Annotated in this window: 22 protein-coding genes and 1 other RNA gene; 11 read left to right on the top strand and 12 right to left on the bottom strand. The window is 58.8% G+C overall.

Annotated features, from left to right (window positions below; genetic code table 11):
* Positions 1-3 precede the first annotated feature (3 nt).
* From ACJBF3_RS06955 to selO, 5 genes are all read left to right on the top strand, one after another.
* Positions 4-555 carry a glutathione peroxidase gene (locus ACJBF3_RS06955; protein ID WP_045327057.1) on the top strand — a complete coding sequence of 184 codons (552 nt, stop codon included), beginning with the start codon at positions 4-6 and terminating at the stop codon, positions 553-555.
* Positions 555-1310, top strand: coding sequence for a vitamin B12 ABC transporter ATP-binding protein BtuD (btuD, locus tag ACJBF3_RS06950; RefSeq protein WP_045327058.1), 756 nt, complete (start codon positions 555-557; stop codon positions 1308-1310). Before ACJBF3_RS06955 ends, btuD begins: the two co-directional genes overlap by 1 nt.
* Positions 1311-1384: 74 nt before the next feature.
* Complete coding sequence (locus ACJBF3_RS06945; protein WP_008500650.1) at positions 1385-1849, top strand: NlpC/P60 family protein; 465 nt, start codon at positions 1385-1387, stop codon at positions 1847-1849.
* A 293-nt stretch (positions 1850-2142) separates the two neighbouring features.
* The gene (locus ACJBF3_RS06940) at positions 2143-2859 is read left to right on the top strand and encodes an EAL domain-containing protein (protein WP_045327059.1); all 717 of its coding nucleotides are present in this window, start codon (positions 2143-2145) and stop codon (positions 2857-2859) included.
* Between the two features lie 61 nt (positions 2860-2920).
* A complete protein-coding gene (selO, locus tag ACJBF3_RS06935; RefSeq protein ID WP_045327060.1) occupies positions 2921-4363 on the top strand; it encodes a protein adenylyltransferase SelO in 1443 nt (480 codons plus the stop codon).
* Here selO and ACJBF3_RS06930 read toward each other — a convergent pair.
* The 8 genes from ACJBF3_RS06930 to ppsR form a co-directional block, all read right to left on the bottom strand.
* Positions 4360-5139, bottom strand: coding sequence for a heme ABC transporter ATP-binding protein (locus ACJBF3_RS06930; RefSeq protein ID WP_045327061.1), 780 nt, complete (start codon positions 5137-5139; stop codon positions 4360-4362). The two genes, selO and ACJBF3_RS06930, sit on opposite strands and share 4 nt — an antisense overlap.
* Positions 5132-6124 (bottom strand): iron ABC transporter permease, encoded by a 993-nt coding sequence (locus ACJBF3_RS06925; protein WP_045327062.1) that lies wholly within the window; start codon positions 6122-6124, stop codon positions 5132-5134. The genes ACJBF3_RS06930 and ACJBF3_RS06925 overlap by 8 nt, the downstream gene beginning before the upstream one ends.
* Complete coding sequence (locus tag ACJBF3_RS06920) at positions 6124-6945, bottom strand: hemin ABC transporter substrate-binding protein (protein ID WP_047716210.1); 822 nt, start codon at positions 6943-6945, stop codon at positions 6124-6126. Before ACJBF3_RS06920 ends, ACJBF3_RS06925 begins: the two co-directional genes overlap by 1 nt.
* Positions 6942-7970 (bottom strand): hemin-degrading factor, encoded by a 1029-nt coding sequence (locus tag ACJBF3_RS06915; RefSeq protein ID WP_045327064.1) that lies wholly within the window; start codon positions 7968-7970, stop codon positions 6942-6944. Before ACJBF3_RS06915 ends, ACJBF3_RS06920 begins: the two co-directional genes overlap by 4 nt.
* 34 nt (positions 7971-8004) lie before the next feature.
* Positions 8005-9987, bottom strand: a complete 1983-nt coding sequence (locus ACJBF3_RS06910) for a TonB-dependent hemoglobin/transferrin/lactoferrin family receptor (RefSeq protein WP_045327065.1) — start codon at positions 9985-9987, stop codon at positions 8005-8007.
* Between the two features lie 72 nt (positions 9988-10059).
* Positions 10060-10242: a hemin uptake protein HemP gene (gene hemP / locus ACJBF3_RS06905; RefSeq protein WP_045327066.1), complete on the bottom strand. Its 183-nt coding sequence runs from the start codon at positions 10240-10242 to the stop codon at positions 10060-10062.
* A 195-nt stretch (positions 10243-10437) separates the two neighbouring features.
* Complete coding sequence (aroH, locus tag ACJBF3_RS06900) at positions 10438-11484, bottom strand: 3-deoxy-7-phosphoheptulonate synthase AroH (RefSeq protein WP_045327067.1); 1047 nt, start codon at positions 11482-11484, stop codon at positions 10438-10440.
* 151 nt (positions 11485-11635) lie between these two features.
* The gene (gene ppsR / locus ACJBF3_RS06895; RefSeq protein WP_045327068.1) at positions 11636-12469 is read right to left on the bottom strand and encodes a posphoenolpyruvate synthetase regulatory kinase/phosphorylase PpsR; all 834 of its coding nucleotides are present in this window, start codon (positions 12467-12469) and stop codon (positions 11636-11638) included.
* Between the two features lie 335 nt (positions 12470-12804).
* Between ppsR and ppsA the strand changes: the two genes are divergently transcribed.
* The 3 genes from ppsA to ACJBF3_RS06880 all read left to right on the top strand — a co-directional run bounded on the left by ppsA (position 12805) and on the right by ACJBF3_RS06880 (position 19197).
* Positions 12805-15183: a phosphoenolpyruvate synthase gene (gene ppsA / locus ACJBF3_RS06890; RefSeq protein WP_045327069.1), complete on the top strand. Its 2379-nt coding sequence runs from the start codon at positions 12805-12807 to the stop codon at positions 15181-15183.
* Between the two features lie 234 nt (positions 15184-15417).
* Positions 15418-16818, top strand: coding sequence for an MFS transporter (locus ACJBF3_RS06885; RefSeq protein ID WP_045327070.1), 1401 nt, complete (start codon positions 15418-15420; stop codon positions 16816-16818).
* Positions 16819-16821: 3 nt separating this feature from the next.
* Positions 16822-19197 carry a glycoside hydrolase family 3 N-terminal domain-containing protein gene (locus tag ACJBF3_RS06880; protein ID WP_045327072.1) on the top strand — a complete coding sequence of 792 codons (2376 nt, stop codon included), beginning with the start codon at positions 16822-16824 and terminating at the stop codon, positions 19195-19197.
* A 5-nt stretch (positions 19198-19202) separates the two neighbouring features.
* Here the strand turns inward: ACJBF3_RS06880 and rprA are convergent.
* Positions 19203-19310: antisense sRNA RprA (gene rprA / locus ACJBF3_RS06875), an RNA gene on the bottom strand.
* A gap of 208 nt (positions 19311-19518) precedes the next feature.
* Positions 19519-20634, bottom strand: a complete 1116-nt coding sequence (ydiK, locus tag ACJBF3_RS06870; protein WP_045327073.1) for an AI-2E family transporter YdiK — start codon at positions 20632-20634, stop codon at positions 19519-19521.
* A 199-nt stretch (positions 20635-20833) separates the two neighbouring features.
* Here ydiK and ACJBF3_RS06865 point away from each other — a divergent pair, with 199 nt between their 5' ends.
* The 3 genes from ACJBF3_RS06865 (at position 20834) to ACJBF3_RS06855 (ending at position 24577) form a co-directional block, all read left to right on the top strand.
* Complete coding sequence (locus ACJBF3_RS06865) at positions 20834-23890, top strand: FAD-binding and (Fe-S)-binding domain-containing protein (RefSeq protein ID WP_045327074.1); 3057 nt, start codon at positions 20834-20836, stop codon at positions 23888-23890.
* Complete coding sequence (gene menI / locus ACJBF3_RS06860) at positions 23887-24297, top strand: 1,4-dihydroxy-2-naphthoyl-CoA hydrolase (protein ID WP_045327075.1); 411 nt, start codon at positions 23887-23889, stop codon at positions 24295-24297. The genes ACJBF3_RS06865 and menI overlap by 4 nt, the downstream gene beginning before the upstream one ends.
* A gap of 85 nt (positions 24298-24382) precedes the next feature.
* Positions 24383-24577, top strand: coding sequence for a YdiH family protein (locus ACJBF3_RS06855; RefSeq protein WP_003857766.1), 195 nt, complete (start codon positions 24383-24385; stop codon positions 24575-24577).
* A gap of 50 nt (positions 24578-24627) precedes the next feature.
* Here ACJBF3_RS06855 and ACJBF3_RS06850 read toward each other — a convergent pair whose 3' ends face one another.
* Positions 24628-25257 (bottom strand): helix-turn-helix domain-containing protein, encoded by a 630-nt coding sequence (locus ACJBF3_RS06850; protein WP_045327076.1) that lies wholly within the window; start codon positions 25255-25257, stop codon positions 24628-24630.
* A gap of 69 nt (positions 25258-25326) precedes the next feature.
* Positions 25327-25986, bottom strand: coding sequence for a helix-turn-helix domain-containing protein (locus ACJBF3_RS06845; protein WP_045327077.1), 660 nt, complete (start codon positions 25984-25986; stop codon positions 25327-25329).
* Positions 25987-26196: the final 210 nt, after the last annotated feature.

Raw genomic sequence — 26196 nt, 5'->3', positions numbered from 1 at the left:
GCTATGCAGTCAGATATCCTGAATACAGAAGTGACGACCATTGACGGCGAGAAAACCACGCTGGAAGGCTACAGAGGCAACGTGTTGCTTATCGTCAACGTAGCATCCAAATGCGGCCTGACGCCGCAGTACGAGCAGCTGGAAAATATTCAGAAGGCCTGGGAGAAAGACGGTTTCACCGTGCTGGGCTTCCCCTGCAACCAGTTCCTGGGACAGGAGCCGGGCAGCGAAGAGGAGATTAAAACCTTCTGCAGCACCACCTATGGCGTGACGTTCCCGATGTTCGGCAAAATTGACGTCAACGGTGAGGACCGCCATCCACTGTATGCGAAGCTGATCGCTGCCGCTCCTAAGGCCGTTGCGCCGGAAGGCAGCGGATTTTATGAGCGTATGGCCAGCAAAGGGCGCGCGCCGCTTTACCCGGACGATATCCTGTGGAATTTCGAGAAATTCCTGATCGGTCGCGACGGCCAGGTCGTTCAGCGTTTTTCGCCGGATATGACGCCTGAAGATCCGATCGTCATGGAGTCGATCAAGCTGGCGCTGGCGAAGTAATGTCATTACTGATGCAGCTCACGGACGTTGCCGAGAGGGGACGTCTGGAGCCAATAACCGGTACCGTCAATGCGGGAGAAATCCTGCATCTTGTCGGGCCAAACGGTGCAGGGAAGAGCACGCTGCTGGCGCGGATGGCAGGCATGACCGACGGAGAAGGGCAGATAACGCTGCTGGAGCATTCGCTTGCCGACTGGTCACCGGTCTCGCTGGCGCATCGGCGCAGCTACCTCGTACAACAGCAGGTGCCGCCCTTTGCGATGCCGGTCTGGCACTATCTGATGCTGCATCTGCACGACAAACAGCAGACGGCGCTGCTGACGGACGTGGCGGCGGCCCTCGGGCTGGAAGATAAACTCGCCCGGCATGCCAGCCAGCTTTCCGGCGGAGAGTGGCAGCGGGTGCGCCTGGCGGCGGTTATCGTTCAGATCCACCCGGCAGGTAATCCTCACGGGCGGATGCTGCTTCTCGATGAACCTATGAGCGGTCTGGACGTGGCGCAGCAGGCGGCGCTGGATACCCTGCTAAGCGCCCTCAGCCGAAAAGGCATCGCCGTGGTGATGAGCGGTCATGACCTCAACCACACCCTGCGCCATGCCCACCGGGTGTGGCTGCTGTCGCAGGGAAAAATGATCGCTAGCGGTCCGCGGGAGCAGGTGCTTACCCCGCCCAATCTTGCCCGCGCGTACAACATGTCGTTCCGCAGGCTGGATATAGAGGGACATAAGATGCTGATTTCTACCGGGCAGGCGTAACCGTTTCTTGCCTGTAGGCACATTTGCACGCTAAATTACGAAAAGAACAAAAAAAGCAGAGGATTCGTCTGAAAATGCGATTCTGGTTTCTCCTGATGGCAGCACTTTTTCTTGCGGGATGCAGTAGCCATCGTGCGCCGCCGCCTAACCCACGGCTTTCAGATTCGATCACCGTCATTGCCAGCCTGAACGATCAGCTGAGCAACTGGCGCGGCACGCCGTACCGCTACGGCGGCATGAGCCGCGGCGGCGTGGACTGCTCCGGCTTCGTCCTGATGACGTTTCGCGATAAGTTTGATTTACAGCTGCCGCGCGAAACGCGCAAGCAGGCGGAAATTGGCACTGAAATTGATAAAGACGATTTGCTGCCCGGAGACCTGGTTTTCTTCAAAACCGGCTCGGGTGAAAGCGGTCTCCACGTGGGCATATATGATACAGATAATCAGTTCATTCATGCCTCGACCAGTCGCGGCGTGATGCGCTCTTCTCTTGATAATGTTTACTGGCGTAAAAATTTCTGGCAGGCACGGCGTATTTAGTCTTTGTCGGATACTTCTCTTATGACGGCATGGTAAGTAATAAATCATGCCGTTTTTCTCAAATAAGATGCTTAAAGTTAAATTTACCTAAAATTAGCGCATCCTGTATGTGTCTGTTTTATCTAAAACTGGCTATTATTCTACAACCAGGATAAAATTATTTTAGATTCAGGGATAAATCTGAAAATTAATACGGAACTAATGAAATTAATCTTATTAAAATCAAGACAGTGGAATTGTGTCGGCAATTGCTCCAGGATGTCCTCTCTCATCTTTAATGCGGGGCGAGTGCAATGATTATTACGCTAGATAATGCTTACCAGTCTGAACTGCTGCTCCTGCCTGCCCGTAATAGCGCAGGTGAGCTGAAAGGTTTAGAAATTCTGGTTAACTTTACTGGCGTCGGCAGCGATGTGCGGATCCCTACTGAGCTTGTTATCCCTCGGCTTTCAGCGGCTGAAGAGTTAGCGCTGTTTAACGAAAAGCTGCAATTGCTTGATACCTGTAAACTGTTTTTTATTCAGCATCAGTTAATTGCATGGATCAATATTACACCTGTAATTGGTGAATTTTTATTAACTAATGGAAACGCTGTTTCAATCCTTGAGCGTTATCCGTTTCTTGAGTTTACTGTTAATGAGAATTATCCAGGTTTAAATAACGGAAAGGACGATCTGCAGCTGGCGAGAATGGCGATCCATTTTCCGCTGGTCCTGGCAAACTTTGGCGCAGGCGCCGCATCGCTCAAAGCGGTGTATGATGGATTATTTAAACGGGTCATTCTCGATAAAGGATTCATTCAGCAGCGCGCCCCGGAGCTCTCTTTTGAGCCTTTTATGCGCGCCATCCTCTGGCAAATCACGCCTCACTGCCAGTCTGTGATCGTCTCCGGCATTGATGACCACGCACTGCTGCAACGCGTTTTGTCTTTCAATTTTGGTGCGATGCAGGGCGCGCTTTGGCCAGCGGTCACCGCGGAGCACGTCACCACGCTGGTTCAGCAGCGATAACCCTGTCTTTCGCCCGTGTTTAAGTTCGGGCAAACCCTCTACACTAAAAGCAGGAGGACTTATGACCCTGTCTTTTACTGCTCACTGGCACGACGAGTTGCCGGGATTTTACACCGCACTCAAACCCACACCGTTACACCATTCACGCCTTATCTGGCATAACGATCGGCTGGCAGAAGAGCTCGCCATTCCGCCCGAGCTGTTTCAGCGCCCAGACAGCGCTGGCGTCTGGGGAGGCGAAATGCTTCTCGCCGGTATGCAACCTCTGGCTCAGGTCTATAGCGGACACCAGTTTGGCGTCTGGGCGGGACAGCTGGGCGACGGCCGGGGGATCCTGCTCGGCGAGCAACGGCTTCCCAACGGGGAGACGGTTGACTGGCACCTGAAGGGGGCGGGCCTGACGCCCTATTCGCGAATGGGAGACGGGCGTGCGGTACTTCGGTCTACGATTCGCGAGTGTCTGGGCTGTGAAGCGATGCATGCGCTGGGCATTCCCACCACCCGGGCGCTTTCCATCGTCACCAGCGAGACGCCGGTCGCGCGCGAAACCGTGGAAAAGGGCGCAATGCTGATGCGTATCGCGCAAAGCCACCTGCGCTTCGGTCATTTCGAACACTTTTACTACCGCCGCGAGCCGGAAAAGGTGCGCCAGCTGGCGGACTTTGCCATTCGTCACCACTGGGCGCACTGGCAGGACGAGGCGGATAAATACGTTCTCTGGTTCAGGGATGTGGTGGCCCGTACCGCAACCCTGATTGCCCGCTGGCAAACGGTCGGCTTTGCCCATGGCGTTATGAATACGGACAACATGTCGCTTCTCGGGCTGACCTTCGATTACGGTCCGTTTGGTTTCCTGGACGATTATCAGCCTGGCTATATCTGCAACCACTCTGACTATCAGGGACGGTACAGCTTTGACAATCAGCCCGCGGTGGGCCTGTGGAATCTGCAGCGGCTTGCGCAAACCCTGTCGCCGTTTATCGACGTTGATGCTCTCAACGATGCGCTCGACAGCTATCAGGACATCTTGCTGCGGGAATATGGCACGCTGATGCGCAACAAGCTGGGGCTGGTGACGCAGGAGAAGGGCGATAACGACATTCTCAATGGCCTGTTTGCCCTGATGGCGCGCGAAGGCAGCGATTACACGCGCACCTTCCGGATGCTGGGCCAGACGGAACAGCACAGCGCCGCCTCGCCGCTGCGCGATGAGTTTATTGACCGGCAGGCGTTTGACGACTGGTTTGCACAGTACCGCGCGCGGCTGCAGCAGGAGCGGGTGGATGACGCCACCCGCCAGGCGCAGATGAATGCAACGAACCCTGCGATGGTGTTGCGCAACTGGCTGGCGCAGCGGGCGATTGAGCAGGCAGAACAGGGCGAGTACGACGAGCTGCACCGTCTGCACGTGGCGTTGCGCACGCCGTTTGCCGATCGGGATGATGACTACGTCAGCCGCCCGCCCGACTGGGGCAAGCGGCTGGAGGTGAGTTGCTCAAGCTAGGGCGCGAGAAACACCTGCGGCGCGGCGTGAACCGGATGCCTGCCGACGAAGACCTGCGCGCCGTACCAGCGGGCCAGCGCATCGGCCTGCAAAACGGTTTCCGGTTCTCCCTGGGACACGATGCTGCCGCCATGCAGCAGCAGGATGCGGTCCGCCCACAGCGCCGCCAGATTCAGGTCGTGCAGCACCGCGCAAACGTGCAGATGTCCCCGGCGGGTCAGGGATTTCAGCAGGCGCAGCAGATGCTGCTGATGGTAGAGATCCAGCGCGGACGTGGGTTCATCAAGGAACAGCCAGCCGCGCGGGGCGCCCTCGCACCAGAGCTGGGCCAGCGCGCGGGCGAGCTGGATACGCTGCTGCTCGCCGCCGGAGAGTGCGGCAAACTGCCTGCCCGCCAGCGGTAAACAGCCGGTGATGGCCATGACCTCCTCAATCACCGACGCTTCAGGCGTGCGGGTCCAGGGCGCGCGCCCCATACCGACGACCGCCTCAACCGGCCAGTCAAATCCGAGCTGCGTATTCTGGCGCATCACCGCCCGGTAGCGTGCGAGTCTGTTCGGCTGCCAGTCTGCAAGCGGCGTGCTCGCCAGGCTGCACCGTCCGCCCGCAGGGTTAAGATAGCCGGTAAGCAGCCGCATTAGCGTTGATTTTCCGGCGCCGTTAGGGCCAATCAGCGCCACCAGTTCGCCTTGAGATAAGGTCAGCGACACGTCGTTAATCAGCGTGCGTTGCCCGGCGCGAAAAACAAGATTTTCTGCACAATAGCGTTCAGCCATGCGCGCCTCCGCGACGAAAGATAAGCCACAGGAACCACGGCGCGCCGAGAAGGCTGGTCAATAAGCCGACCGGCATTTCCGCCGGGGCGACCAGGCTGCGCGCCAGCGTATCGGCCACCAGCAGAAGCAGCGCGCCGACCAGCACCGAACCGGGTAGCACCACCCGGTGATCGGCGCCCAGCCACATGCGCACCAGGTGCGGTACCACCAGGCCGACAAAGCCGATCACGCCACTGACCGCAACGGCGGCGGCCACCAGCAGGGCGCTGCACAGCAGCAGGATCCGCTGCACGGCGGCAACCTCTACGCCGAGGTAGTGCGCCTCTTCATCGCCCAGCTGCAGCAGGTTGAGCGCACCTGCCAGACGCCAGATAACCAGCGCGGTGGGGACCATCAGCGACGCGACGGCCAGCAGCGTCGACCACTGCGCCTGGCCGAGGCTGCCCATTCCCCAGAGAGAAAGCTGGCGAAGCTGGGCATCATTGCTGAGCCATGACAGCACGCCGACGGCCGCGCCGCACAGCGCGTTGATGGCAATGCCCACCAGCAGCAGGCGCGACAGGGAAGCGTCACGCTGCCGGCTGAGCAGAAAAATCACGAAGGTGGCGGCCAGCGCGCCGAGAAACGCCGCCAGCATCGGGGCATACAGCATCACCAGCGCAGGCAGCGAAAGCGGGAGCACCACCCACAGCGCAACCGCAAGCGCCGCGCCGCTGCTGATGCCGAGCAGGCCCGGATCCGCCAGCGGGTTGCGAAACAGCCCCTGCATCACGCAGCCCGCCAGCGCCAGCGAACCGCCAATCGCCAGCGCCAGCAGCACGCGAGGCAGACGGATCGTCAGCCATATCTGGCGCAGCGCCTCGTCGGTACCGTTCCACAGCAGGCTCACCGGCAGACGCAGTGCGCCAATACCGCTGGCCGTCAGCGTCATGACGACCAGCAGCGCGGCCAGCATCCACAGTGACAATGCGGCTCGCCGGGACATCAGGGCAGCTGCTCCGCGTTGGTTCGCAGCTGCTGGATGGCTTCCGGCGTTCGCACGCTGAAGCCCAGCAGCGCCATATCGTCAATCGCCAGCACCTGCTTATTCCGTCCCGCCGGGGTTTGCGCCAGGCCGGGCAGCGTCCACAGATTCGCTTCACCGCCCAGGGCGTTGAGGCCGTCCTGAGAAATCACCACCAGATCGGGACGGCTGGCGATCGTGCCTTCCTGAGACAGCGGCTGATAGCGGGTGAATCCCTGCATCGCGTTCTGCAGCCCCGCCGCACGAATGGCCGCATCCGCACCGGTCTGTTGTCCGGCCGCCATGGCGGTCATCCCGCCGTGGTTGAGAATAAACAGCACCCGTTTATTGAGCGGTGACGCGGGCAGCCCCGAGAGCGACTGACGCAGCGCGCTGCGCAGCGCTTCCCCCTCGGCCTCGCGGTGCGTCGCTTCAGCGACGATCCGCACCTTTTCGTCAATCACGCTCAGGTCGTTACGGGCAGGCACCGTGATAACCCTGACGTGGCTTTGCTCAACCTGCTTAAGCGCCAGAGAGGGCTGCGCCTGGGCGCTGGCCAGCACCAGCGTTGGGCGCATGGATAAGATCCCTTCCGCGTTGAGCTGGCGCAGGTAGCCCACGTCCGGCAGCGCGGTCGCCGCCTGCGGCCACTGGCTGGTGCTGTCGCGCGCCACCAGCGAAGAGGCCGCGCCGAGCGCATAGACAATCTCGGTGACGTCGCCGCCGAGGGTCACGATTCTCTCCTGCGGCGTAGCAAACGCCAGCAGGGGCAGGGCGCTGAGCAGGGCGAGCCAGCGCGTCATGCGGCCAGCCCTTTCGCGGTTAAGGCGTCAACCTGGCTGCGCCACTGGCTCTGCTCCGGTTCGCCTTCGGTACGCTGGCCGTACAGCTGGGCGATTTGCGTTCCGTCGGCAGCAAACAGCTCCAGGCTGGTCACGTGCCCGTCAGCCGTCGGCTTGCGCGTGACCCAGCTTTCCGCAATGGAACCTTCAAGCAAATGCAGGGTAAAGGTCGGGTTAAAGATGTTCAGCCAGCCTTTCATCGGCGTCAGCGTTTCCACTACGCCGGTGAAGATCTGCACGCAGCCGCGGTTGCCGACAAAGATCATGATTTCGTTTTCGTCCCGATGGGCCGCTTCCAGCAGCTGCGCCAGCGCGGCGTTTTCTACCCGGCAGGCCAGATCGTCACCCACCAGGCGAAACGCCTGCTGACGGCTGAGGTTATGACGCTTCAGCAGGCCGAAGAACTGGTGGACGTCGGTCATGGCGCGCCACTCTGCGTCCACGAGCGCGGCTTGTGCGTTTTCTGCGTGGGCCGGGAGATCGGCTGCCTTCAGCGCCAGCGGTGGATTATCGGCAATGATGAAGCGGGTCAGCACGTCGCCCCAGGCGGAAACGTCGGTGTTGTCCGTGGCGTAGATCTTCAGCAGGGCATCGCCCTGGTGGTCGAAGAACTGAATGCTCTGGCGCTCGCCGCGGGCGGTGGCTTCACTGATGTGAAACGCGCTCGCCCACTGGTTGAGGAACAGGCGCAGATCCAGCGCGCGCGGGTTCAGCACCAGCCCGGCGTGGCCGTTCAGGTGCTGGTTGGTGAAGTGCCCAACCTGCTCGTGCACGGCGTAGTCGTTGCGGCAGATGCATTTGGTTTCGCCCACGGCTTCCAGCGCGCCTAAAATCTCGCGGATCTCACCGCGCAGTCGCCAGGCGTCGTGGCCCACGCGGGCAAAGGTCAGCTCTGCTTCACTGATGTTCATTAACCCTGCGACGTCGCGCGCGTACTTACCGGGATTGGCTTCTTTTAGCTCAAGCCAGCGAGTGTAGTGATTCATTATCTTATCCTTCTGCATAGTTGCCCGACGGGCATTACCACTGATAGCTTACGAAAATCTTGCCGTTACGACCGTCCTGCGGAATGCCCTGAGGTGACCAGTATTCTTTGTCAAAGGCGTTGCCGAGTACCAGCGTGGTGGTCACCCCTTTCAGCTTCTCCTGCCCTTTATAGCTCACGTAGAAATCGTTGACCGCATAGCCCGGCTGCTTGCTGTAGCTGCTGCTGATATGCGTTGAGCGATCGACAAAGGTGCCAATCCAGCCGACGGAAAAACCGCTCTGCGCCACCGGAATGTCCAGCCTGCTGGTGACGGTGTCCGGGTTAATGCTGGAGATGTACTCGCCCGTATCGGTATCTTTCCCGCGCGTGCGGTTATAGGCCAGGTCGAGGTTGAAGAGGTCGGCAGAGTATTTTGCCATCATGTCCCAGCCCCAGATTTTGGCGTTCGGGACGTTATAGGACATGGTGGTCGCGGCGGCAAAATCGACGGTGGTGGAGATATAGTCCCTGGCTTTGGTATCGAAGTAGCTGGCTTTAAGCTCCAGCGCATCGCTGGCAAGCATCAGATCGTCAAAGCGCAGGCCAAAACCAAACTCCTGCGTTTCGTTGGTTTCCGGACGCAGGTTCGGGTTCGGTACCCAGTAGTTGGTATAGAACCGGCCAATGGAGAAGTGTTTGGCGTCGTTATACATCTCGCCCATGGTCGGCGCGCGGAAGGCCTGTGCGTAAGAGCCAAACAGCATCAGCCAGTCGGTTGGGCTGACGGTTAACCCGGCGCGGGATGACCACTTATCGGCATCCACATCGTTATAGCCGTCGCTGCTGCCGCGGTAGTTGTCATACCGCGTGCCGCCCAGCAGGGTAACGGGCAGATCGCGAAGGGTGATTTCGTCCTGCAGCCAGCCGGAGCTGAAGTCGATTTTCGCCTCCGGGAAGCCGGTGGTCGCACCGCCAGGGTGCTGTTCCTGACGGTAGTATTCCCCGCCGTAGGTTAGCAGATGTGCGGCAAAGGTGTCGCTGAACAGGCGGGTGCGGTTTTCCACCTTGCCGCCTCGGGTGGTCTGCTTGCGGAACTCACCGCTCCCGTCGATATTCTGGGCATTAATGCGCGCTTCGGACCAGTAGACCTTCGCGTCGGCGTTCAGCAGGTCGTTCCCGGCAGGGGCGATGCGGTAACCCAGCTGCGCATCGCGCTGAATGGTGGAGCGGTCGGTCATCGGGTTACTGCTGTCCGCCCCGGTCGTTTGCGGGTTTTTCGGCTCCTGTGCGGCGTTGTTGTAGTAGCGCAGGGAGCCGCTCAGGGTCTGGGCCGGGTCGATTTTCCAGCTGCCTTTCGCCAGCATGTTATTGATGGATTCGTCGTTTGGCGCGGTCTTACCGTCACTCTGGCGGATATCACCGCGATCGCGGCTGGACCAGGAGAGCAGACCGTCCAGCGTATCGGTGCGCCCGTAGGCGCTGGCGCCCATCCCGAGGCTGCTGTCGCCCGTCGCACCCGTACCAAACACGCGGTAGCCGCTGTGTTTACCCGGTTCCAGCAGGTCTTTGGCGTCAACGGTGTCATAGGAAATCACGCCGCCCAGCGCGCCGCTGCCGTAGAGAAGCGCGGAAGGACCGCGCACGACTTCGATACGTTTGATCAGCGCCGGATCGAGGAAGGTGCTGTTCAGGTGGCCGGTATCGGTTCCCTGACGCACGCCGTCAACCAGCATCAGCACGCCGCGACGGTCATAGCCGCGCAGGTTCACGTCCTGCCCGTTGGTACGTCCGGTGCCGTCCAGCGTCAGGCCGGGGACGTTACGCAGCAGGTCGGCCGCCGAGCTGGCGGTCTGTTTCTCCGGCGCGCTGGCGTCAATCACGCTCACCATCATGGGGGCTTCAAAGGCGCTGCGGGCGTTGCCCGTGGCGGTGACGGTAATATCGTCCGTGGCGGCAGCTGCCGCGGTCGGCAGGGCGCTGACGATCGCCAGCGCCAGAAGTGACGGGCGTAAAGACGCGGAAGGCAGGTGTGGCATAGCAACTCTCCATAAAGAATCGAAAGCGCTGGCTGCCTGGGGATGACCTGGGTGGCTGGCGAATGTGTTGGTTTATTTTGTGAGGATCAATTTTCCGGCATTCGTCTGGCGCAGCAGGTAGTGCTGACCGTCATGCTCGATAATCACCCGGCCCTCATCACCCAGCAGGCTTTTGCTGTCGATGCGACGATCGGTGGAGGGAGGGGCTGTGTGTGTTTTTGCTGGCGTTGCCGCACTGTTATTTGTACGTGACATAATGTTTATAAATAACAATCAATGTAACAATGATAATCATTATCAATAAACTGCAAATTCACGGCAAGCGTTTTTGTGAAAATTGTGTGACGGGATCAATATTGCGTAGTGAAAAGCCCGGTGGCGGCTTTGCCTTACCGGGCCTACAGCGGCACGAACCGTAGGCCGGGCAAGCGCAGCGCCACCCGGCGGGTATTAGAAGCGCGTATCTACCGCAGACGCCAGCTTATCCATTAGCAGCTCGCTGTCTTCCCAGCTCAGGCACGGGTCGGTGATTGACTGGCCGTACACCATCTGCTGTCCGGCAACGATTTTTTGCGTGCCTTCTTTGATAAAGCTTTCCGCCATAATCCCGGCAACGGCGGTGGAGCCGCTGCGGATCTGCTGGCAGATCTCATCGCAGACGTCCAGCTGGCGGCGATGCTGCTTCTGGCAGTTGCCGTGGCTGAAGTCCACCACCAGATGTTCCGGCAGGTCGAACTCGGCCAGCGTTTCACAGGCCGCCGCAATATCTTGGGCATGGTAATTGGGTTTCTTGCCGCCGCGCATAATGATGTGCCCGTACGGGTTACCGCTGGTCTGGTAGATGGTCATCTGGCCGCTTTTATCCGGCGACAGGAACATGTGGCTGGCGCGTGCCGCGCGGATGGCATCCACCGCGATGCGGGTATTGCCATCGGTGCCGTTTTTAAAGCCGACCGGACAGGAGAGGGCGGAGGCCATTTCGCGGTGGATCTGGCTTTCGGTGGTGCGCGCGCCAATCGCGCCCCAGCTGATCAGATCGGCGATAAACTGCCCGGTCACCATATCGAGAAACTCGGTCGCCGTCGGTACGCCCAGCTCGTTGACCTGCAAAAGCAGCTTGCGCGCCAGCTCGATACCGTGGTTCACGCGGTAGCTGCCGTTCAGGTCAGGGTCGGAAATCAGTCCCTTCCAGCCCACCACGGTACGCGGTTTTTCAAAGTAGGTGCGCATCACAATCTCAAGGCGATGCTGGTACTTATCCCGCAGGCCCTGAAGCCGTTTGGCATAATCCATCGCGGCATCCAGATCGTGGATGGAGCAGGGACCAATCACCACCAGAAGACGCTTGTCTTCGCCATTGAGGATTTTTTCAATGCGGCGGCGGGAAGCCGTCACGTGTTCCGCGACGGCGGCGGAAACAGGATGCCGCTGGGCCAGTTCAGCCGGCGTGACCAGGCTGTCAATGCGCGCAGTGCGGAGTTCATCGGTTTTATTCATGGAATGTCTCAGAAAATTTTTGCTTCATCGGCAGACTACCGGGAAGTGATGGGCATCACCTTAAACCAATCCCTGCTGATTTCAAGTCGGGGCGACACCGCCCCGTGGTTGCCGATGATGATACCTGAATCTGAGTTAATGTACTAGCATATTAGTACATGCGGCGATTAAGCCCCATGATGTCGAGAATTTTGGTGGCAATTTCTTCTACCGAATAGTTGGTGCTGTTCAGCCACGGGATCTGGTTTTTACGGTACAGCGCTTCCACTTCGGAGACCTCCATCCGGCACTGGCGCATGGAGGCGTAGCGGCTGTTCTCGCGGCGCTCTTCGCGGATGGCTGCGAGACGCTCCGGGTTGATCGTCAGGCCGAACAGCTTGTGCTGCAGCGGCTTGAGGGCGGCGGGCAGCACCAGGTTATCCATATCGTCAGCGATGAACGGATAGTTGGCGGCGCGAATGCCAAACTGCATCGCCAGGTAGAGGCTGGTCGGAGTTTTGCCGCAGCGGGAAACGCCAAGCAGGATCACCTGCGCCTGGTCGAGATTACGCAGCGAGATACCGTCGTCGTGGGCAAGGGTGTAGTCAATGGCGGCGATACGCGCGTCGTACTTGGTCAGGTTGCCGGGGTTCAGCCCGTGGGTACGGTGGGCGATGGGGGTCGGGTCGAGCTTAAGCTCGCTCTGCAGCGGCGCCACCAGCGCCTGCACGATATCCTGACAGAAGCCTTCGCTTTGCAGGATGATGGCGCGAATTTCGGGGATCACGATAGAGTAGAAGACCAGCGGGCGAACGCCGGTCTGCTGGTAGATGGCATCAATCTGGTCCTTCACCGCTCTGGCGCGGCTCTCATTTTCGACAAACGGCAGCGTAATGCTGTTGATCGATACGGGAAACTGCGACATCACCGCGTGGCCCAGCACCTCGGCGGTGATCGCCGTACCATCAGAAATATAAAAAACGTGACGATCGACAGCATTATCCATTTTACCCACCCTGAATATCAGACGTAATTGTCTGAAAGCATAAATTAAAAAAGTAATTTACACAGCAAAGAACTTATCTGAATTATGAATGAAACGCTGTTTTTGGTTTTCCTGAAAAGCGGATTTCATTTTTCAAATAGCGACTTTATTTTTGGGGTTTCTCGCTGAATATACAGGAATCATCGGGTTAATCGTTGATGGGAAAGTATCCGAAAAGTTGAAAATTTAAATTGCTTACACGATTCACCGTTTTTTTAGCGCAAACAAATATGCCAGTATAAATACGTAGTCAGGTGTTTCTTACTCCGATCAAATATCACAAAAGGATTGTTTCGATGTCCAACAATGGCTCGTCACCGCTGGTGCTTTGGTATAACCAACTCGGCATGAATGATGTAGACAGAGTTGGGGGCAAAAATGCCTCCCTGGGTGAAATGATTACAAATCTGTCGGGTATGGGTGTCTCCGTACCGAACGGGTTTGCCACCACCGCCGATGCCTTTAACCTGTTTTTAGACCAGAGCGGTGTTAACCAGCGCATTTACGACCTGCTGGATAAAACGGATATTGATGACGTTACCGAGCTTGCGAAAGCCGGGGCGCAGATCCGCCAGTGGATCATCGACACACCTTTCCAGCCGGAACTGGAAAAAGCCATTCACGACGCGTACAGCCAGCTCTCTGCTGACGATGCGCAGGCCTCCTTTGCCGTGCGCTCCTCTGCCACCGCAGAAGACATGCCGGACGCCTCGTTTGCCGGGCAGCAGGAAACCTTCCTGAACGTCCAGGGTTACGACGCGGTGCTGGTGGCGGTGAAGCACGTGTTTGCTTCCCTGTTCAACGACCGTGCTATTTCCTATCGCGTGCACCAGGGCTACGACCATCGCGGCGTGGCGCTCTCCGCTGGCGTGCAGCGCATGGTGCGCTCCGACGTGGGCTCATCCGGCGTGATGTTCTCCATTGATACCGAATCCGGCTTCGACCAGGTGGTGTTTATCACCTCCGCGTGGGGGCTGGGTGAGATGGTGGTGCAGGGCGCGGTCAACCCTGACGAATTCTACGTGCACAAGCCGACGCTGGCCGCTGGCCGTCCGGCGGTGGTCCGCCGCACCATGGGCTCGAAAAAAATCCGCATGATCTATGCTCCGACCCAGGAGCATGGCAAGCAGGTGAAAATTGAAGATGTACCGCAGGAGCAGCGCGATCGCTTCTCGCTGACCGACGCCGAAGTGCAGGAGCTGGCGAAGCAGGCGGTGCAGATTGAAAAACACTACGGCCGTCCGATGGATATCGAATGGGCGAAGGACGGTAACACCGGCAAGCTGTTTATCGTGCAGGCGCGTCCGGAAACCGTCCGCTCGCGCGGCCAGGTGATGGAGCGTTACACGCTGCACGCCCAGGGCAAAATCGTCGCGGAAGGCCGCGCCATCGGTCACCGCATCGGTGCCGGTCCGGTCAAAGTGATCCACGACATCAGCGAGATGAACCGCATCGAGCCAGGCGACGTGCTGGTAACCGACATGACCGACCCGGACTGGGAACCGATCATGAAGAAAGCGGCGGCTATCGTCACCAACCGCGGCGGACGTACCTGCCACGCGGCGATCATTGCCCGCGAGCTGGGTATTCCTGCGGTTGTCGGCTGCGGTGATGCCACCGAACGCATGAAGGACGGGCAGAACGTAACCGTCTCCTGTGCCGAAGGCGACACCGGCTACGTGTACGCCGATATCCTCGACTTCAGCGTGAAGAGCTCCAGCGTGGATACCATGCCGGACCTGCCGCTGAAGATCATGATGAACGTCGGCAACCCGGACCGCGCTTTTGACTTTGCCTGCCTGCCGAACGAAGGCGTGGGCCTGGCGCGTCTGGAATTTATCATCAACCGTATGATCGGCGTTCACCCGCGCGCGCTGCTGGAGTTTGACGATCAGGATCCGAAGCTGCAGAACGAAATCCGCGAGATGATGAAAGGCTACGACTCGCCGAAAGAGTTCTACGTTGGCCGTCTGACCGAGGGGATCGCCACGCTGGGTGCCGCCTTCTACCCGAAACGCGTGATCGTGCGTCTGTCTGACTTTAAGTCTAACGAATACGCCAACCTGGTGGGCGGCGAGCGCTACGAGCCGGAAGAAGAGAACCCGATGCTGGGCTTCCGCGGGGCCGGACGCTACGTGTCCGACAGCTTCCGTGACTGCTTCGCGCTGGAGTGCGAGGCGGTGAAGCGCGTGCGCAACGACATGGGGCTGACCAACGTCGAAATCATGATCCCGTTCGTGCGTACCGTGGATCAGGCGAAAGCGGTGGTGGACGAGCTGGCGCGTCAGGGGCTCAAGCGCGGCGAGAACGGGCTGAAGATCATCATGATGTGCGAAATCCCGTCCAACGCCCTGCTGGCCGAGCAGTTCCTGGAGCACTTCGACGGCTTCTCTATCGGCTCAAACGACATGACGCAGCTGACGCTGGGTCTGGATCGCGATTCCGGCGTGGTTTCCGAGCTGTTCGACGAGCGCAACGAGGCGGTAAAAGCGCTGCTCTCGATGTCCATCCGCGCGGCGAAAAAGCAGGGTAAATACGTTGGGATTTGCGGTCAGGGTCCATCCGACCATGAAGACTTTGCCGCCTGGCTGATGGAAGAGGGGATTGATAGCCTCTCCCTGAACCCGGACACCGTGGTGCAAACCTGGCTGAGCCTGGCGGAACTGAACAAGTAACGCCACGCTGACCGTAAAAGGCGAGGAAAGTATTCCTCGCCTTTTTTATTTCCCCCTCTTATTTGCGCCCCATCACAAATAAAGTAAAAAACCAAATATCATAATTTGTCTGTCAATTTAGACAATTGTTAGCGCGCAAACCGTTGCTAATACTTGGGCCTTACTGCGCATTTCCCTTAAGAATTTGCGCAACTGGTTGAAATACGTTTTAACCTGATAAAAAGGCCAATAACAATGACACTCTCCTCTGTACTGCATACCAAAGATAAAATAGGTTATGGCTTAGGCGATATGGCCAGCGCGCTGGTCTGGCAAACGGCCACGTTATTTCTCGCCTATTTCTATACGGACGTTTTCGGTTTACCCGCGGCCATTATGGGTACCATGTTTTTAGTGGTGCGCGTGGTCGATGCGTTTGTCGACCCGTGCATTGGCGCGCTGGTTGACCGCACCCGGACGCGACACGGGCGCTTTCGTCCCTGGCTGCTGTGGTTTGCCATCCCGTTTGGCGTGAGCTGCCTGATTACCTTCTACGTGCCGGACGTCGGGCCGACGGCAAAAATTGTCTATGCCTGCCTGACCTATGCCCTCTTGAGCCTGATCTACTCCGCCATTAACGTGCCTTACTGCGCCATGCCGGGCGCGCTGACGCTGGACCCGCGCGAGCGTCACTCCCTGCAGTCGTGGCGCTTTGGCCTGTCGTTTATCGGTGGGTTGATTGTGACGGTGATTGCCCTGCCGCTGGTTTCGTTGCTGGGCCAGGGCAACGTGCAGAAAGGCTATTTCTTTGCCATGAGCCTGATGGGGCTGCTGGGCATTGTGCTGTTCTTCTGCTGCTTCCTGATGACCCGCGAGCGTTATTCTCCGCGCAACGATTCCTCTGGCTCCATGCTTACCGATTTAAAACTGCTGGGCCGCAACAGCCAGTGGCGCATTGTGTTTCTGTTTAATATTTTGCTGTTAACCGCGGTGGTGACGCGCGGCTCCGCCACGATGTATTACGTGAACTATGTGCTGCTGCGTCCGGATCTGGTTTTTGCCTTTATTGTTTCCGGCATGGTGGCCTCCTTAAGCGGCGCATTATTATCCGAACGGCTGCTGGGGAAATTTGACCGCGTCCGCGCCTATCAGTGGACGATTATTTCCTTCGTCATCTTCGGTGCGCTGATTTTCTTCCTGCCGCCTTCGCAGGTGTGGCTCATCTTTGGCCTCAACATCGTCTTTAGCTTTGTGCAAAACCTCACCACGCCGCTGCAGTGGACCATGTTCTCCGATGTGGTCGACTACGAAGAGCACCGCAGCGGTCGTCGCCTGGACGGCCTGGTCTTCTCCACCGCGCTGTTTGCCATCAAGTTTGGCCTGGCGCTGGGCGGGGCGGTGGTCGGCTGGGTGCTGGGCATGGTGGATTATGCCCCGGGCCAGGCAACCCAGACGCCGCAGGTGCTCTCGACCATCAACGCGCTGTTCACCCTTATCCCGTGCGCGCTGTTCCTCTGCATGGTCGCGCTTCTCGCCATCTACAAGCTTAACAGCCGGCTGGTGGATGCCATCGCCCGGGAGCTGGCCAGCAAGCGTGACGTCAGACCCGATGCGGGGCAGCTCAGCCCGGCAACCCCTTCCGCACTACAGGAGTAAAACATGACGGCTATCTATAAGGACGCGGGACGTCCCGTGCACGAGCGCGTTGCCGATTTACTGGCGCGCATGACCCCGGAAGAGAAGTTCGCCCAGATGCATGCGTACTGGCTGATCCTCGATGAAAACGGCAACCACCGCGAGCGCAGCGATCTCAGCGACGAATTCGCTGGCGTGAGCGAACAGGCGTCGCTGAGCGAAAGGCTGAAGCTGGGCGTCGGGCAAATTACGCGCCCGCTGGGTACCCACATCGTTGACGCGAAAACCGGCGTGCGCGCTGCCAATCGCCTGCAGCGCATGATGCTGGAAGAGACGCGCCTCGGCATCCCGGCGCTGTTCCATGAAGAGTGTCTGGTGGGGCTGCTGTGCAAAGACGCCACGCTGTTCCCGTCGTCGCTGAACTACGGATCGACCTGGGATCCGGAGCTGGTACAGCGCGCGGCAGAGCAGATAGGCAAAGAGGCGCGATCCGTGGGCTGCCAGCAGGGGCTGGCGCCGGTGCTGGACGTCTCCCGCGACGTGCGCTGGGGGCGAACCGAAGAGACCTTCGGGGAAGATCCCTGGCTGGTGGGGGTAATGGCAACCGCCTACGTGAAAGGGTTGCAGGGCGACAAGCGCGACCTGCTGGCGACGCTCAAGCACTACGTGGGCCACTCGTTCAGCGAAGGGGCGCGCAACCATGCCCCGGTCCACCTGGGGTTTAGCGAGCTGAACGACACCTTCCTGCTGCCGTTTGAAATGGCGATCAGGCTGGCTAACGCCGGTTCGGTGATGCCTGCTTACCACGACATCGACAATCAGCCGGGGCACAGCGACAGCTTCCTGCTGACCACCGTCCTGCGCGAACGGTGGGGCTTCGACGGCATCATTGTGGCCGACTACGGCGGCGTCAGCCTGCTGCACCAGCACCACGGGATTTCCCACGATGCGGCCGAATCCGCCGCGCTGGCGTTTAACGCCGGGCTGGACGTCGAGCTGCCGAAAGACGACTGCGCGCGCCATCTGGCGGACGCGGTTGAGCGTGGGCTGATCGCTATGGAAAAAGTGGATGAGATTGTGACGCGCGTGCTGACCGAAAAATTCCGCCTCGGGCTGTTTGAGAAGCCGTATACCGATGAAAACGGTATCGATCTGCAAAATGAGAGGACCCGCCGGGTAGCGCGAGACGTGGCGACGAAATCGCTCACGCTGCTGGAAAACAACGGCATTTTACCGCTTGGCGGCAAACCCCGCGTGGCGGTGGTGGGGCCGACGGCAGACGATCCGCTGGCGTTACTCAGCGGCTACAGCTTCCCGGTGCATTTGATCATCAGCGATATGGTTGAAGAGACCTCGCAGGTGACGACTCCGCGCGCGGCGCTGGAACACTACCTCGGCGCGTCGCAGATCCGTTACGCTAAAGGGTGTCACATCATCGAGAAACGCATGGCGGGCGCGCCGGTCTTCCCTGGCGACAGCGGCGGCAAACCGATGCAGCAGTCGCCGGTCTCGCAAAGTACCGCCCTGATCCCCGAGGCGGTAAACGCGGCGCAGGAGAGTGACGTGGTGGTGGCCTGCGTGGGGGATCTCGCCGGGCTGTTCCAGAGCGGTACCGTGGGGGAAGGTTCCGACACCGACTCCCTGAACCTGCCGGGCGTGCAGCAACAGCTGCTGGAGGCGCTGGTGGCGACGGGTAAACCGGTGATTGTCGTGATGACCGGCGGGCGTCCGTACAACCTGCAGGGGCTGGAGGATAAGGTCGCGGCGCTGCTGATGGCGTGGGCGCCGGGGCAGGAAGGCGGCTGGGCGATTGCTGACGTCTTAACGGGACGGGCGGAGCCGCAGGGGCGCCTGGTGGTGAGCGTGCCGAAAAGCGCCGGGGCAATGCCGTATTACTACAATCACAAGCTCAAAAGCGGCGGCACGCCGTTTGCGTTCCACTTCGGATCGCGTTACCCGTTTGGCTTCGGCCTTGGCTGGACGACGTTTAGCTGGGGTGCTGCCCGCGTCGCCGAAAGCCGCGTGCCGGTCGACGGCGAGGTGACGCTGAGCGTAGATATCACCAACACCGGTGAGCGCAGCGGCAGCGAGGTGGTGCAGGTTTACGTCAGGGATAAGGTCGCCACCCAGGTGCGGCCGCTCCGGGAGCTGAAGGCCTTCCAGCGCGTTACGCTCTCGCCGGGCGAAACCGCCACGCTCACCTTTACGCTGCCGGTTGAGATGTTCAACTTCACCCGTCGGGACGGGAAACGCATCGTTGAGCCGGGGGAGTTTGAGCTGCAGGTTGGCGCATCGTCGGCGGATATCCGCCAGGCGGTGACGGTGAATGCAACGGGGGAAACGCGGGTGTTGCCCGCGAAGTGGCGGATGCTGAGTACCTGTGAGGTGAAGCGCGCGTAGTCAGGACAAAAAAAAGCCCATCGTGGGAGATGGGCAAAGACTACACACAGCAATTCGTTGTTTCACTCAGGGGATTTCCATGCTTATAAATCAAGGTGTTGATCTATAACCGTGCCCTAATAGTAGGCATGTCATCTTTTAGCGTCGATCGGATTCGTCTCAATAGTTTAAGAGACGTAAAGATTTCTTGAGATTTATGGCGCGGTAAATGCTGAAACAGCGGGTCTGACCAGTGTGCAACGAATAAATACTTTAGCAGCGTTAAAGTATTGTGAAGGAGTATGTAGGCCGGGTAAGCGTTAGCGCCACCCGGCAAAAAACTCAATGCGTGTTCTTCTCTTCCAGCTCTTCCAGTTCGCTCAAAATCACGTCCGGATCCGTCCCCGGCGGCGGAATTTCATGCACCCAGGCTGAGAACAAACGCCAGGTGACGGCGAGCAGCACGGGGCCGATAAACAGGCCAATCATGCCGAAGGCAATCAGACCGCCAATCACCCCGGAGAGGATCAGGATCAGCGGCAGGTCTGCACCCATGCGGATAAGGATCGGGCGAATGACGTTATCCATGGTGCCGACCACGCAGCTCCAGACCAATAGCACCGTTCCCCAGGTGGTATCCCCCGTCCAGTAAAGCCAGATAATGCAGGGAACCAGCACCAGCAGCGGCCCCAGCTGCGCAAGACAGGTCATCAGCATGACTACGGTGAAGACGGTGGCGTACGGTACGCCGGAAATCGCCAGACCGATACCGCCCAGCACCGCCTGCACCAGCGCGGTCACTACCACGCCCAGCGCAACGGCGCGCACGGCCTGCGCTGCCAGCAGGACCGCCGCGTCACCGCGCTTGCCCGCCAGGCGGGTGGCAAAGTGACGAACGCCTAACGCCACCTGCTCGCCGCGCCAGTAGAGCAGGGCGCTAAAGAGCAGCATCAGGGTACAGTGCATCATAAAGCGGCCGATGTGCGCCGCCTGGCCGACAAACCAGGTGGTGGTGGTGCCGATATACGGGCGGACTTTTGCCATCAGCGCGCTGCCGCCCATCTCCAGCAGGCCGTGCCAGCCGCTGTAGAGCTTAGCGCCCACCACCGGGATGCCGTTCAGCCAGGCGAGATCCGGCAGGGTCAGGTCACCGCTGCTAATGGCGCGAATAACCGGACCGCTGGAATCCACCAGGCTGTTAACCAGTAGCGCAATCGGAATAATAAACAGCAGGAACAGCAGGAGCGTCATGACCAGCACGGCGAGCCCGCGACGGCCAAACAGCAGCTTCTGCAAACGCAGCAGCAAAGGCCACGTGGCAACCACAACGGTTGCGGCCCAGGCAAAGCCGAGGATAAAGGGTTGTACGATCCACAAGCAGGCAACAATCATGAGGGCCAGGAACAGCACCGACAGCAAAATTTGCGCAACATCCCTGGGCTGGCGAACATTGACCATAAATGAAACTTTCCTTAAAAGAACGCCAGTACAACTGGCGGAAACGTAAACCGCGTCTCTGTCATCATTAACGATCTCAGCGGTTTTTGACAGGCGGATTTTGCCTGTAATTCTACGAAGCACATAAGAAAAAAATGTGATAAAACTTTCCGGACACAACGCAAACGATTTCACATTACTCTAATTAGGGTCGACGGTCATGATCCCACAGATTTCTCAGGCACCTGGCGTCGTTCAGCTGGTGCTTAATTTTTTGCAGGCACTGGAGCAACAGGGTTTTACGGGTGATACCGCCACGAACTATGCCGACCGGCTGACGATGGCGACCGATAACAGTATCTACCAGCTTCTTCCCGATGCCGTGGTTTTCCCTCGTTCAACGGCTGACGTCGCGCTTATCGCCCGGCTGGCCACGCAGGAGCGCTTTGCCCCGCTGGTCTTTACGCCGCGCGGCGGCGGCACCGGGACCAACGGGCAGGCTCTGAACCAGGGCATCATTGTTGATATGTCGCGCTACATGAACCGCATCATTGAGATTAACCCCGAAGAGGGGTGGGTGCGGGTCGAGGCGGGCGTGATCAAAGATCGGCTTAACCAGTACCTGAAGCCTTACGGCTACTTTTTTGCCCCGGAGCTTTCCACCAGTAACCGCGCGACCCTGGGCGGGATGATCAACACAGATGCCTCCGGCCAGGGCTCGCTGGTCTACGGTAAAACCTCCGATCACGTGCTGGGCGTGCGTGCGGTTCTGCTGGGGGGCGATATCCTCGATACCCAGCCGATGCCGGTCGAACTGGCGGAAACGCTGGGCAAAGATAACACGGCCATTGGGCGCATCTATCGTACCGTGCTGGAACGCTGTCGCGACAACCGCCAGCTGATCCTCGATAAATTCCCCAGGCTGAACCGCTTCCTGACCGGGTACGACCTGCGTCACGTCTTTAACGACGATCTGACCCAGTTTGATTTAACCCGCGTGCTGACCGGCTCCGAAGGGACGCTGGCGTTTATTACCGAAGCGCGGCTGGATATTACCCGGTTGCCGAAGGTGCGCCGTCTGGTGAACGTCAAGTATGACTCGTTCGACTCCGCGCTGCGCAATGCGCCGTTTATGGTCGAGGCGAAAGCGCTGTCGGTAGAGACCGTCGACTCCAAAGTGCTCAATCTGGCCCGGGAAGATATTGTCTGGCATTCCGTCAGCGATCTCATCACCGACGTGCCGGATAAAGAGATGCTCGGCCTCAATATCGTGGAGTTTGCCGGTGATGATGCGGCGCTGATTGAGCACCAGGTCACCGCACTTTGCCAGCGTCTGGATGAGCTGATTGCGCAGGACGAAGGCGGCGTCATCGGCTGGCAGCTCTGTAACGATCTTGCCGGGATTGAGCGTATCTACGCGATGCGTAAAAAAGCCGTCGGCCTGCTCGGGAATGCGAAAGGCGCAGCGAAGCCGATTCCCTTTGCCGAGGATACCTGCGTGCCGCCTGAGCATCTGGCGGACTATATCGTTGAGTTTCGCGCCCTGCTGGACAGCCACGGCCTGAGCTACGGCATGTTCGGCCACGTCGATGCCGGGGTATTGCACGTGCGTCCGGCGCTGGACATGTGCGACCCGCAGCAGGAGATCCTGATGAAGCAGATCTCCGACGACGTGGTGGCCTTAACCGCCAAATACGGCGGCCTGCTGTGGGGCGAGCACGGGAAAGGGTTCCGGGCGGAATACAGCCCGGCCTTCTTCGGCGAACGGCTCTACGCGGAGTTGCGCAAGGTGAAAGCGGCTTTCGACCCGCATAACCGCCTCAACCCGGGGAAAATCTGCCCGCCTGAAGGCGTGGACGCGCCAATGCTGCAGGTGGATGCCGTCAAGCGCGGCACCTACGACAGACAGATCCCGATCGCGGTCCGCTCCTCCTGGCGCGGCGCGATGGAGTGTAATGGCAACGGCCTGTGCTTTAACTTCGACGTGAAAAGCCCGATGTGCCCGTCAATGAAAATCACCAGCAACCGGATCCACTCGCCGAAAGGGCGGGCGACGCTGGTGCGCGAGTGGCTGCGTCTGCTGGCCGACCGCGGGGTGGATCCGCTCAGGCTGGAACAGCAGCTGCCGGAAAAACGGGCCAGCCTGCGCTCGCTGATTGAGCGCACCCGCAACAGCTGGCACGCCAACAAGGGCGAGTATGATTTCTCCCATGAGGTAAAAGAGGCGATGTCCGGCTGTCTGGCCTGTAAAGCCTGCTCCACCCAGTGCCCGATTAAAATCGACGTGCCGGAGTTCCGCTCGCGCTTCCTGCAGCTGTATCACACCCGTTACCTCCGCCCGGTCCGCGATCATCTGGTGGCGACGGTGGAAAGCTACGCCCCGCTGATGGCGCGCGCGCCGAAGACCTTCAACTTCTTTATCAACCAGCCGCTGGTGCGCAAGCTCTCCGAAAAACACATCGGCATGGTCGATCTGCCGCTGCTGTCGGTGCCGTCGCTGCAGCGCCAGCTGGTCGGGCACCGCTCGGCGAACATGACCCTGGAGCAGCTTGAGGCGCTTACCCCTGAGCAAAAAGCGAAGGTGGTGCTGGTGGTGCAGGATCCGTTTACCAGCTACTACGATGCGCAGGTGGTGGCTGACTTCATCCGCCTGAGCGAAAAGCTGGGGTATCAGCCGGTGGTGCTGCCGTTCTCGCCCAACGGCAAGGCGCAGCACATCAAGGGCTTCCTGACGCGTTTTGCGAAGACCGCGCAGAAAACCGCTGACTTCCTGAATCGCGTGGCGCAGCTCGGGATACCGATGGTCGGCGTCGATCCGGCGCTGGTGCTGTGCTACCGCGATGAATACAAGCAGACGCTGGGCGACAGGCGCGGCGATTTCAACGTCATGCTGGTGCACGAGTGGCTGCCGACGGCGCTGGAAGATAAGGCTGTTCAGGACGTCAGCGGCGAACCGTGGTATCTGTTTGGACACTGCACGGAAGTCACCGCGCTGCCGGGCGCACCCGCGCAGTGGGCGTCCGTCTTTGCCCGCTTCGGGGCGAAGCTGGAGAGCGTCAGCGTGGGCTGCTGCGGGATGGCCGGTACCTACGGGCACGAAGTGAAAAACCACGCCAGCTCGCTCGGCATTTACGAGCTGTCCTGGCATCAGGCGATGCAGCGTTTGCCGCGAAACCGCTGTCTGGCGACGGGCTACTCCTGCCGCAGCCAGGTAAAACGGGTTGAAGGTAACGGCGTACGCCACCCGCTGCAGGCTTTACTGGAGATAATTGGATGATCTGGAAACGTGCCGTGACGCTGCAGGCGCTGAACGCCATGGGCGAGGGGAATATGGTGGGGCTGCTGGATATCCAGTTCATCCGCATAGGCGACGCTGAAATTGAGGCCACGATGCCGGTCGACAGTCGCACCCACCAGCCGTTTGGCTTATTGCACGGCGGCGCGTCCGTCGTGCTGGCCGAAACGCTGGGCTCGGTGGCGGGATATCTCTGTACCGAAGGGGAGCAGAAGGTAGTCGGGCTTGAGGTGAATGCTAACCACATTCGCTCGGTGCGCAGCGGGCGCGTGCGCGGCGTTTGCCGCGCGCTGCACGCCGGAAGCCGCCACCAGGTGTGGCAGATCGATATTTTCGACGAGCAGGATCGCCTGTGCTGCTCGTCGCGTCTGACCACGGCGGTTGTGTAAAGTTTTCAGATGTTTTGCCTTTGGTCAAAAACTAGCCAGCAGGTTGTGATATACTGGTCAGGTTTTGTACATAAGCGAGGACATCATGGATACTGAAATAACCCCAACACAGCTGGCAATTGAATATTTACGTCGCGATAAGAGCAACCTGTCTCCGGCGCAGTATCTGAAAAAGCTAAAACAGCTTGAGCTGGAATTCACAGATTTGCTGGCGCTCTCTTCAAACGAGCTGAAAGAAGAGATCTACTTTGCCTGGCGGTTGGGCGTTCACGTCCATTGAGTATATGAGAATAAAAGGGCCGCGAGTGCGGCCTTTTTTGTGCCTGACATTCAGTATCGGGCGGGAAGCTTGTTGATTTTAATGAGCCTGCCTTCTTCCATTTCGATAAACCCGCCGGTTTTTAAATCCGCCAGAATGCGCATCACGCCGCTGCGGGAAAGCTGGGTTTTCTCCCTGATATACCTTTCCGCCGTCACGCTGAGTCGATAACCCTCATCCTCTTCCATCAGCTTGAATAGCTGCTGGCGAATCATCTCATACGCCGTGGGCGCGCCCTGCGGCATCACGTTGTTATAAAGACGGCTATACACAAACATGAGCTGTTGAGAAAGCAGGCCCCACAGCGCCTTCTCCTGGATAATGTCATTCACCCGCTCGGCGGTGAGCGTCCCTATCAGGCACGGGCTGACGGTCTTAATATAATCGTTGAAATAGATGTCGGTCAGGTTAGCGAGGCCGAACACGGCGGGGCTGCGGGCCGTAGACAGCATCATGTCATCGCTTCTTCTGTAGATAGCGATCGTCCCCTCAAGAATTAAATAGCACATACCCTGACCGTTAATTTGCAGGTCAAACCGCTCGCCGCGGGCGGCGCGTTGCGTTGTGCACTCGGGCAGCAGGTATGAAATAAGTTCTTGCGCGTAGGGAGAACCCCGTTGAGACTTTTCTGGAAGGGACATGGTCGCCGACAACCTTAAAAATAACCTGGCTAATTATAGCGCTTCTCCTGGGGACAGGCACGCTGGCTATCAATATTTTCGCGGCAGATGGTGAATCTCCAGAAGCACCCCGCGCTCCATGGTGATGTACTTCCCGGTCCTCAGTTCTGCCAGAATACGCATAATTCCACTGCGCGAAAGATAGGTCCGGCTTTTGATCCAGGCGGCCGCCGTCGTATTTTTCCGTATGGCATCGGGCGCCTGCATGAGCTCAACAAGCTGGAAGCGAATGATGTCGTAGGCAGACATTTGCGATATTTGCGCACAGTGCTCATACACCCGTGAGGCCGTATAAATAAGCAGCTTTGAAAAGTGCTCCCATAAATCCTGCTGGGAAACGATCTGGTTAAACGTCTCCAGCGACACGCGGGCGATTTCTGCCGTCTCCAGAGCCCTGACGTAAAGATGTTCCGAAGAAAATTGACTGCTGACGCCAAGAATAAAAGGCGCTGATTCAGAGTTTAAAACAATACCGTCGCCGCGACGATGAAGCGCCACGCTGCCCTGCAGAAGTAAAAAACACTGCCGCACGTCATCTTTATAATAATGTACGGTTTCTCCCCGACAGACGATCGTCCTTTTCGCCGCAGGTAGCACTGAGTTAATCAGCGTATCTATATGGATAAGCGGTTTTAAACCAAGAACGGTCGAGCCGTGGTTATTCAATGACGTGGTTAAACGCGTATTCATACGATACCTCACAGCGACTACGGGCGATCATTTTTTTACCTGGTGGAGAATTATCTTAAAAGAGAAGGGCTCAGGGAATGTTTCTGCGAGGTCTAAAAGTAGACCAACGAGTTCGTGATAACTAAGGTGTTGAATGAAAACACAAAGGCGTATGGGTCTACTAATAGACCAGAAATATATGACCCGGCGAGGCTGCAAGAAATGTTGAAT

Origin of the sequence: Enterobacter sp. PP-008-ECC_S150 (assembly GCF_045257065.1) — a bacterium.
In the GTDB taxonomy this organism is placed as follows: Bacteria; Pseudomonadota; Gammaproteobacteria; order Enterobacterales; family Enterobacteriaceae; genus Enterobacter; species Enterobacter chengduensis.
The sequence above is the reverse complement of the archived record's forward strand: the minus strand, read 5'-3'. Positions and strand labels throughout refer to the sequence as shown.

Excerpts from the sequence above, each read along its gene's own strand:
- ydiK (WP_045327073.1), bottom strand. The coding sequence starts at position 20,634 with ATGGTCAATGTTCGCCAGCCCAGGGATGTTGCGCAAATTTTGCTGTCG.
- aroH (WP_045327067.1), bottom strand. The coding sequence starts at position 11,484 with ATGAATAAAACCGATGAACTCCGCACTGCGCGCATTGACAGCCTGGTC.
- btuD (WP_045327058.1), top strand. The coding sequence starts at position 555 with ATGTCATTACTGATGCAGCTCACGGACGTTGCCGAGAGGGGACGTCTG.
- ACJBF3_RS06920 (WP_047716210.1), bottom strand. The coding sequence starts at position 6,945 with ATGACGCGCTGGCTCGCCCTGCTCAGCGCCCTGCCCCTGCTGGCGTTT.
- ppsR (WP_045327068.1), bottom strand. The coding sequence starts at position 12,469 with ATGGATAATGCTGTCGATCGTCACGTTTTTTATATTTCTGATGGTACG.
- ACJBF3_RS06940 (WP_045327059.1), top strand. The coding sequence starts at position 2,143 with ATGATTATTACGCTAGATAATGCTTACCAGTCTGAACTGCTGCTCCTG.
- menI (WP_045327075.1), top strand. The coding sequence starts at position 23,887 with ATGATCTGGAAACGTGCCGTGACGCTGCAGGCGCTGAACGCCATGGGC.
- ACJBF3_RS06855 (WP_003857766.1), top strand. The coding sequence starts at position 24,383 with ATGGATACTGAAATAACCCCAACACAGCTGGCAATTGAATATTTACGT.
- ACJBF3_RS06885 (WP_045327070.1), top strand. The coding sequence starts at position 15,418 with ATGACACTCTCCTCTGTACTGCATACCAAAGATAAAATAGGTTATGGC.
- ACJBF3_RS06845 (WP_045327077.1), bottom strand. The coding sequence starts at position 25,986 with ATGAATACGCGTTTAACCACGTCATTGAATAACCACGGCTCGACCGTT.
- ACJBF3_RS06925 (WP_045327062.1), bottom strand. The coding sequence starts at position 6,124 with ATGTCCCGGCGAGCCGCATTGTCACTGTGGATGCTGGCCGCGCTGCTG.
- ACJBF3_RS06955 (WP_045327057.1), top strand. The coding sequence starts at position 4 with ATGCAGTCAGATATCCTGAATACAGAAGTGACGACCATTGACGGCGAG.
- ACJBF3_RS06865 (WP_045327074.1), top strand. The coding sequence starts at position 20,834 with ATGATCCCACAGATTTCTCAGGCACCTGGCGTCGTTCAGCTGGTGCTT.
- ACJBF3_RS06910 (WP_045327065.1), bottom strand. The coding sequence starts at position 9,987 with ATGCCACACCTGCCTTCCGCGTCTTTACGCCCGTCACTTCTGGCGCTG.
- ACJBF3_RS06945 (WP_008500650.1), top strand. The coding sequence starts at position 1,385 with ATGCGATTCTGGTTTCTCCTGATGGCAGCACTTTTTCTTGCGGGATGC.
- ACJBF3_RS06850 (WP_045327076.1), bottom strand. The coding sequence starts at position 25,257 with ATGTCCCTTCCAGAAAAGTCTCAACGGGGTTCTCCCTACGCGCAAGAA.
- hemP (WP_045327066.1), bottom strand. The coding sequence starts at position 10,242 with ATGTCACGTACAAATAACAGTGCGGCAACGCCAGCAAAAACACACACA.
- selO (WP_045327060.1), top strand. The coding sequence starts at position 2,921 with ATGACCCTGTCTTTTACTGCTCACTGGCACGACGAGTTGCCGGGATTT.
- ACJBF3_RS06880 (WP_045327072.1), top strand. The coding sequence starts at position 16,822 with ATGACGGCTATCTATAAGGACGCGGGACGTCCCGTGCACGAGCGCGTT.
- ACJBF3_RS06915 (WP_045327064.1), bottom strand. The coding sequence starts at position 7,970 with ATGAATCACTACACTCGCTGGCTTGAGCTAAAAGAAGCCAATCCCGGT.
- ppsA (WP_045327069.1), top strand. The coding sequence starts at position 12,805 with ATGTCCAACAATGGCTCGTCACCGCTGGTGCTTTGGTATAACCAACTC.
- ACJBF3_RS06930 (WP_045327061.1), bottom strand. The coding sequence starts at position 5,139 with ATGGCTGAACGCTATTGTGCAGAAAATCTTGTTTTTCGCGCCGGGCAA.